General features: G+C 53.2%; 5 protein-coding genes. All 5 read right to left on the reverse strand.

Features of this window, described 5'->3' with window-relative positions:
- Positions 1-112: 112 nt before the first annotated feature.
- Entirely contained in the window at positions 113-2,227 is a 2,115-nt protein-coding gene (gene fusA / locus B5E82_RS13220; protein WP_087308029.1) for an elongation factor G, read from the reverse strand.
- A 21-nt stretch (positions 2,228-2,248) separates the two neighbouring features.
- The gene (gene rpsG, locus B5E82_RS13225) at positions 2,249-2,719 is read right to left on the reverse strand and encodes a 30S ribosomal protein S7 (RefSeq protein ID WP_178031438.1); all 471 of its coding nucleotides are present in this window, start codon (positions 2,717-2,719) and stop codon (positions 2,249-2,251) included.
- A 247-nt stretch (positions 2,720-2,966) separates the two neighbouring features.
- On the reverse strand, positions 2,967-3,389 hold the full coding sequence (gene rpsL, locus B5E82_RS13230; protein WP_087163656.1) for a 30S ribosomal protein S12: 423 nt from the start codon (positions 3,387-3,389) through the stop codon (positions 2,967-2,969).
- Between the two features lie 257 nt (positions 3,390-3,646).
- Positions 3,647-4,465 (reverse strand): MBL fold metallo-hydrolase, encoded by an 819-nt coding sequence (locus B5E82_RS13235; RefSeq protein ID WP_140393144.1) that lies wholly within the window; start codon positions 4,463-4,465, stop codon positions 3,647-3,649.
- Between the two features lie 155 nt (positions 4,466-4,620).
- Positions 4,621-7,359 carry a magnesium-translocating P-type ATPase gene (gene mgtA / locus B5E82_RS13240; protein WP_087308031.1) on the reverse strand — a complete coding sequence of 913 codons (2,739 nt, stop codon included), beginning with the start codon at positions 7,357-7,359 and terminating at the stop codon, positions 4,621-4,623.
- Positions 7,360-8,049: the final 690 nt, after the last annotated feature.

The following is an 8,049-nucleotide window of genomic DNA, read 5'->3' on the forward strand; positions in this document are numbered from 1 at the left end:
GCCTCTGGGGCTGATTTGATTTTCTGTTTTATCAGATACTCGGCTAACTCTGATTATATTTCAAAGCGCCTTATTTTTCAAGCAAAATTTAGCGAAATCGCTTTTAAATTGCTTATTTCTTTGCTGCAAGCACTTTCTCCTGGATATTCTTCGGAACCTGCTCGTATTTCTCGAAGAACATGGAGTAGTTTCCACGTCCCTGGGTCTTAGAACGCAGGTCTGTGGAGTATCCGAACATCTCGGCCAGCGGAACGTATCCGCGGATCATCTTTCCGCCTCCGATGTCTTCCATACCCTCGATGCGGCCGCGGCGGCTGTTGATATCGCCGATAACGTCGCCCATGTAATCCTCAGGTGTGGTAACCTCTACCTTCATGATCGGCTCAAGAAGTACCGGATTTGCTTTCTGCATAGCTTCCTTGAACGCCATGGAACCTGCGATATGGAATGCCATCTCACTGGAGTCTACCTCATGGTAAGATCCATCGTATACGGTCGCGTGAACGCCAAGTACCGGGAATCCTCCCAGAATACCGGACTGCGCTGCTTCCTCGATACCTTCGCCGACAGCCGGGATGTATTCCTTCGGAATCGCGCCTCCGACAACCTCGGAATCGAACTTGAACTGCTCGTCTCCGTTGGGGTCCATCGGCTCGAAGCGTACCTTACAGTGTCCGTACTGTCCACGTCCACCAGACTGCTTCGCGTACTTGCTGTCCACATCCACAGACTTGGTAAACGCCTCTTTGTACGCAACCTGGGGAGCGCCCACGTTTGCCTCTACCTTGTACTCACGCAGCAGACGGTCTACGATAATCTCCAGATGGAGCTCGCCCATACCTGCGATGATGGTCTGTCCTGTCTCCGGATCTGTGTGAGCGCGGAAAGTCGGGTCCTCCTCTGCCAGTTTTGCAAGCGCCTCGCCCATCTTGCCCTGACCAGCCTTGGTCTTCGGCTCGATAGCCAGCTCGATAACCGGCTCCGGGAACTCCATGGACTCCAGAATAACCGGATGCTGCTCATCGCAGATGGTGTCGCCGGTGGTCGTAAACTTGAAGCCTACGGCTGCAGCGATATCTCCGGAATATACCTTATCCAGCTCTGCTCTCTTATTTGCGTGCATCTGAAGAATACGTCCTACACGCTCCTTCTTCTGCTTTGTAGAATTGTATACATAAGATCCGGAATTCATGGTTCCGGAGTATACACGGAAGAATGCCAGCTTTCCTACGAACGGGTCTGCCATAATCTTGAATGCCAGAGCGGAGAACGGCTCTTCGTCAGAAGAGTGGCGCTCAATCTCATTGCCGTCCATATCCACGCCTTTGATAGCCGGGATGTCGGTCGGAGCGGGCATATACTCAAGCACTGCGTCCAGAAGCTTCTGAACGCCCTTGTTTCTGTATGCGCTTCCGCAGCATACCGGAACGGCGCGGCACTCGCAGGTAGCCTTTCTCAGGGCAGCCTTCATGTCCTCTACGGACGGCTCCTCGCCCTCCAGGTACTGCATCATCAGATCGTCGTCCAGATCGCAGATCTTCTCAACCAGCTCGGAGCGGTACAGCTCTGCGTCGTCCTTCATATCATCGGGGATATCAACGATAGAGATGTCCTCGCCCTTATCATCATTGTAAATATAAGCCTTCATCTCGAACAGGTCGATGATTCCCTGGAATTCATCTTCCTTTCCGATAGGCAGCTGCACGCAGATGGCGTTCTTGCCCAGACGGGTCTTGATCTGCTCTACAGCATTGTAAAAGTCCGCACCCAGGATATCCATCTTATTGATGAATGCCATACGCGGTACATTGTAGGTGTCAGCCTGACGCCATACGTTCTCTGACTGAGGCTCTACACCGCCCTTCGCACAGAACACGCCCACGGCGCCGTCCAGTACACGAAGGGAACGCTCTACCTCAACCGTAAAGTCAACATGGCCCGGGGTATCAATGATATTGATACGATGCTCCAGAGCGCCGGGCTTCGGCTTGCAGTTTTCCTGCAGAGTCCAGTGACAGGTTGTTGCAGCGGAAGTGATCGTGATACCACGCTCCTGCTCCTGCTCCATCCAGTCCATGGTAGCAGTACCTTCGTGGGTATCACCAATCTTATAGTTTACGCCAGTGTAATACAGGATACGCTCTGTCAGTGTGGTCTTGCCAGCATCGATATGAGCCATGATTCCGATATTTCTGGTTCTCTCCAATGGATATTCTCTTCCAGCCACGGGATTTTCCTCCTCAAATAATTAGAAACGATAGTGAGCAAATGCCTTGTTGGCCTCTGCCATCTTGTGCATGTCTTCTTTTCTCTTCACGGATGCGCCGGTGTTGTTCGCAGCGTCCATGATCTCGTTTGCAAGGCGCTCCTCCATGGTCTTCTCACCGCGCTTGCGGGAGAACATGGTCAGCCAGCGAAGAGCCAGCGCCTGACGGCGGTCCGGACGAACCTCGATCGGAACCTGATAGGTAGCTCCGCCGACACGTCTCGCCTTTACCTCCAGAAGGGGCATGATGTTGTTCATAGCCTCCTCAAATACTTCCAGAGCGGGCTTCTCTGTCTTCGCCTCAACTCTTGCAAATGCTCCGTATACAATCTTCTGAGCCACACCCTTCTTACCATCCAGCATGATGTTGTTGATAAGCTTGGTGACTACTTTGTTGTTGTAAAGCGGATCTGCTAATACATCTCTTTTCTGAGTATGTCCTTTACGTGCCACAATACTTCCCTCCTTAACAAAAATATTAATTCTCAGGTACTCACATGTGATTTCTACTTGTGTTGTGCACGGCAAATCTATATACGACCCGCAGCCTAAGGGACGATATTTCATTCCGGCATGCAGACATGTCAGTCTGCCCAACGAATCATTGTGTTACTGGGAGCCTCTGGCGGAGACTGTCTCCGGCGGGCTCTCACAGCGTGAAACCTGCTGTTTTTATAGCTGAAACCGGTTCAGACTGGAATTATTTCTTTGCGTCTTTCGGTCTCTTTGCGCCGTACTTGGAACGGGCCTGTCTTCTCTTGGCTACACCGGCGGTATCCAGCGTTCCGCGGATGATATGATATCTGGTACCGGGCAGGTCCTTTACTCTTCCGCCGCGGATCATAACAACGCTGTGCTCCTGCAGGTTGTGTCCCTCTCCGGGGATGTAGCTTGTTACCTCAATTCCGTTGGAAAGACGTACTCTGGCAATCTTACGAAGAGCTGAGTTCGGCTTCTTCGGGGTAGCGGTCTTAACTGCTGTGCACACGCCGCGCTTCTGCGGAGCGGATGTGTTCGTTGCTTTCTTCTTCAGGGAGTTGAATCCTTTCTGAAGGGCAGGAGCAGTAGACTTCTTTACAGATGTCTGTCTTCCTTTTCTGACTAACTGGTTAAATGTTGGCATTCCTTTCACCTCCTGTTGTAAGTGGCTGGCATGATGCCGGCCCTGTCAGGCTGCTGTGTCGGTAATCGACAGTTTAAATCAGCGCGCAAAATACCCTGTGTACTTTCGCGCACACGATAGTATTATAATGACGAAAAACCCCTGTGTCAAGGGGTTTTTCCACGGCTTTTCATATATTTTTCCTGATTTTTTCACAGATTTTACCCGGGAGCGCCGCAAATGCTTCCGAGTAACCACAGCGGGCAGACCTTCTGGCGTCACAGACGGTAGTTCTCCCCAATCACATCGCCGAACAGCGGCATGGGAAGCCCGTCTGCGGCCCTCTCACATACCTTCACCGCGCTTTCCCTCCAGCCGTGCGCATCCATCTCCGGACGGGGCAGATGTACTGCCAGCACATGACGGACCGTGAGGGCTGCCGCAATCTTTTTTCTGGACGAGGGGAGCCCCAGCAGCGGAAAGGGTCCGATCAGCCAGTCGATCACCGGGGACCACCGGGCCGCCCTCTCAAAAAGCTCCGCGTCAGGTCTTGCGTCCCCCGGAATCAGAAGCTTCCTGTCCCCTGCTTCCAGCAGGCAGACAAGATTCTGAATGTCCGAAAACTGGTCTCCCATATGGGGACTGTTAAACAGCGTAAGCTGCATCCCCGGAGCAGCTTCCAGCTTCACGAATCCTTTCTCGCCCGGAGAGATTTCTGTCAGCGCTCCTTCGGAAACCACCGTTCCTTTCGGGCTGCTTTGACGGATTTTCTGAATGACCTTCCGCGTAGATATAATAGGAAGCCGGGGATTTCTCCTCCAGGCCTCCAGCACGTCCTCCAGGCAAAAATGATCTCCATGCTCGTGGGTGAACACAAGCGCCTTCAGTTCCCCGCTTTCGATCCGGTCCAGAAGAAACGCTCTTTCTTTCTCCGGCGTGTCCTCGTAAAGCCTTTTCCGGTCCCGGCAGAAAACATCGATGCCAAGGGAGACTCTCTCCGGCTTTTCACCGGCCGCGCTTTTTTCGGTATCTGTTTTTTCTATATTAATAAGAATCCCCGCATTTCCTGTATGACGGGCCGTCAATGTTGTTATCATGGTATGCCTTTCCCCTTTTGCAGCCTTTGCAGTCTTTTTTATCCGTTCCCGCAAAAGAAAAGGGAATATTTTCCTGTCCTCCGCGGGAATTTTCACTCTATCCTATTTCACTGTATCCTATCTTAGCGCGGCCTGCATCCTGCTGTCAACCCGCGTCACAGAAGCGACTGATAGGTTTTCACATAGCTTTTCTTTCCCACGGTCACCGCCGCCAGATATCCGGCCACAATCAGAAACAGCCAGAGAAAATAGCTTCCGGGCAGCGGCGTCAGCCCAAAGCCGCCGCCGAAAGGAAGGAAGGGCAGAAGCGTCAGCGCTCCCACTGCCAGGAACGTGGAGACGAGCAGGGGCGCGGAAGCCCGGCTCTTTACAAACGGCATCCGGGCCGTACGGATAAAATGTATCACCAGGGTCTGCGTCCACATGGACTCTACAAACCAGCCTGTCTGGAACAGGGCCGTAAATCCGGCCTGCGCCGCCGGGTCAAGGGTATGATAGCCGCCTCCGAACACAGCCGGGCAGATCACGAAGTACATCAGCAGATAGGTCAGAATATCAAACACCGAGCTGACCGGCCCCATCCGGAACATAAACTTCTGTACGGAAGCCGCGTCCCAGCTGCTGGGCTGCCGGAGAAATTCCTCATCCACATGGTCCCAGGGAAGGGCAGTGCAGGATACGTCATACACCATATTTAAAAGCAGGATCTGGATCGCTTCCATCGGAAGGAAGGGCAGAAATACCGAGGCCGCCAGAACGGAAAACATATTTCCGAAATTGGACGCCGCCGTAAGCTTGATGTATTTCATCATATTCGCATAGACTTTGCGTCCCTCCAGGACCCCCTGCTCCAGCACAAGCAGATCCTTTTCCAGAAGAATCACCTGTGCACATTCTTTGGCGATATCCACGGCATTATCCACAGAAATCCCCACATCCGACGCCTTCATGGCCGCGCTGTCATTGATTCCGTCGCCCAGATAGCCTACACAGTGGCCGTTTGCGCGCAGCGCCTCCACCACTCTCGCCTTCTGCTCCGGAGAAAGCTTCGCAAAGATAGAGACCTCCTCCACGCAGGCCGCAAGCTCCTGGTCCGTAAGCCCTTCCAGCTCCTCTCCCAGAATCATCCGGTCAGACGGGATTCCTACCATATCGCAGATACAGCGGGTCACCTTTTCATTGTCGCCGGTCAGCACCTTCGTCTCTACTCCATAGTGATGAAGAGCCTTTACCGCTCCGGCCGTGGTGGGCTTGGGCAGGTCAAGGAAGGCCAGATATCCGATCAGAACCATATCTTTCTCATCCTCCGCCGAAAACGCGCCCACAGGAGACGGATTCGTCTTCTGGGCCAGCCCCAGCACGCGCAGGCCCTTTTCATTCAGCTTTCTCACGCGCTCCAACACCTTTTCCCGCATCTCTCCGGTCAGGGGCACGATCTGTCCGTGATACTCGGTGAAGGCAGAGACCTGAAGCATCTCCTCTGCCGCTCCTTTTGTGATCATCTGCCGTTTCCCCTTCTGATCCTCCACCACAACACTCATGCGGCGGCGCTCAAAATCAAAGGGAACCTCATCGACCTTCGTATAGTTTTTCTCCAGATCCTGAAGTTCCGGATTGCCCTGCATCAGCGCCTGGGTCCGCTCGATGATAGCCCGGTCCAGAAGATTGCGAAGTCCTGTCTGGTACCAGCTGTTCAGAAACGCATGGCGCAGAATTCTGTCGTCTTCCTCTCCGTCTATATTCAGATGGCGCTCCAGCACAATCTTATCCTGTGTCAGCGTTCCCGTCTTATCGGTGCAGAGAATATCCATGGAACCAAGGTTCTGGATCGCATTGATATCCTTCATGATCACCTTCTGGCAGCTCATGGACACAGCGCCCCTGGCCAGGCAGGCAGTCACAATCACAGGCAGCATTTCCGGCGTAAGGCCAATGGCAATGGAAATCGCGAACAGAACGGCATGCAGCCAGTTTCCTTTTACAAAACCGTTCAGAAACAGAACCACCGGCACCATAATCAGCATCAGGCGCACGAGAAGCCAGGACACAGAATTTACTCCCTTTTCAAAGGAGGTCTCCGCCCGTTTTCCTTCCAGCTTTCCGGCCATGCTGCCCAGAACGGTTCCATCACCGACAGCTGTCACGACGCCCTTGGCGCTTCCGCTGACCACATTGCTTCCCATAAAAGCCAGGCAGCTCCGCTGGAGAGCCGGCGTCTCCCGGCAGTCCGGCATCCCTGTCTTTTCCACCGGCTCGCTTTCTCCCGTCAGCGCCGACTGGCTCACGAACAAGTCCTTTGTCTCCAGTATCCGCAGATCCGCCGGGATCATATCGCCGGCCGCCAGATGGATGATGTCTCCCACCACAATCTCTTCTATGGAGATTTCCCGGGGACCGTCCTCCATCCGTTCCACGCAGGCTGTGGTGCGGAGCATCTGAGACAGCCTTGCGGCCGCATTGCCGCTCCGGGTCTCCTGCACCAGACGGAGAATACCGGATATCAGCACCATAACCGCGATGATGATCACAGACGCCGGATTTTTCTCACCCGGCTCTGCCCAGATCACTTCTGTAAAAAGAGAAACCAGGGCCAGCGCGCAGAGAATCAGAGAAAAGGGATTCACAAACGCTTCCCAGATTCTCTGGCCAAAAGAATGCTTTTCCCCTTTTGAAATCCGGTTTTCCCCGTATTTTTCCCGGAGCCCGCTTATCTGCTCCCTGGAGAGTCCTTCCGGATAAGTGTCCAGAGCTTCATAAACCTCCGCTTCCTCCATGGAAGCGAACACTGCAAGGCTCTGCCCTGTCTCTTGGTTCTGAAACTCCTTCCCTGCCTTTCCGGTTTTTTCCCTGTTTCCGATCATTCGGATAAAATTCTTTCTGAGTATGTTCTTCATAGCTTTTACCTCCATTTCTGACATGGAAGAAGCAGACAAGGCATGGAGCGCCCTGACAGAACACAAGGACTCCCTCTTTTCAGCCTTACGGACTGACAACAGACCCGATGCAGGGCTGAAAAAGGGCATAAAGATACCGCAGAAAATTCATTCTCTGCGGCGATGACGTGTCAAAACAGCCTCTCTGCGGCAAAACGGGCCGCCCTGTGAGGCTTTCTGTTCAGAAAAAGACGGCAGAATATTACGCGGCCGGATCTGCAGGCCGCATGCCGGGTTTTCCCTTATGACGCTTCATCGCTCTGTCTGCTTTCCGACTTCGGCCATTACAACCTTCCACGTAAGTCACCTTCCTTTTGATTTCTTTCTTCTGCGGGATTTTTCAGACTTTCTTCCCGCATGCCTATTTTAAACGCATCCGGCCCGGGAAGTCAACACCGGGCCGGAAACTTTTCTGTTAACTTTTTATGAACTGTTACTACCCTCAGTTGACAAGGACACACACGCATCCAGCGGCCTAATTACGGCATTTTCTGCGTCATCGTCAATCGGCGTACGTTTAGTACACCTCATTCCGCTTCCTTGAAACTACCGTAATTAGGCCTACTGGAGGTCGAAGAGTCAGGCAGCGGCTGTTTCAGTGCCCTGCAAGGCGCTTGAACGACGCGTACTGGACGTACGCGGAGAGAAAAG

This window comes from Lachnoclostridium sp. An138 (assembly GCF_002160765.1).
GTDB classification, from domain to species: domain Bacteria; phylum Bacillota; class Clostridia; order Lachnospirales; family Lachnospiraceae; genus Laedolimicola; species Laedolimicola faecalis.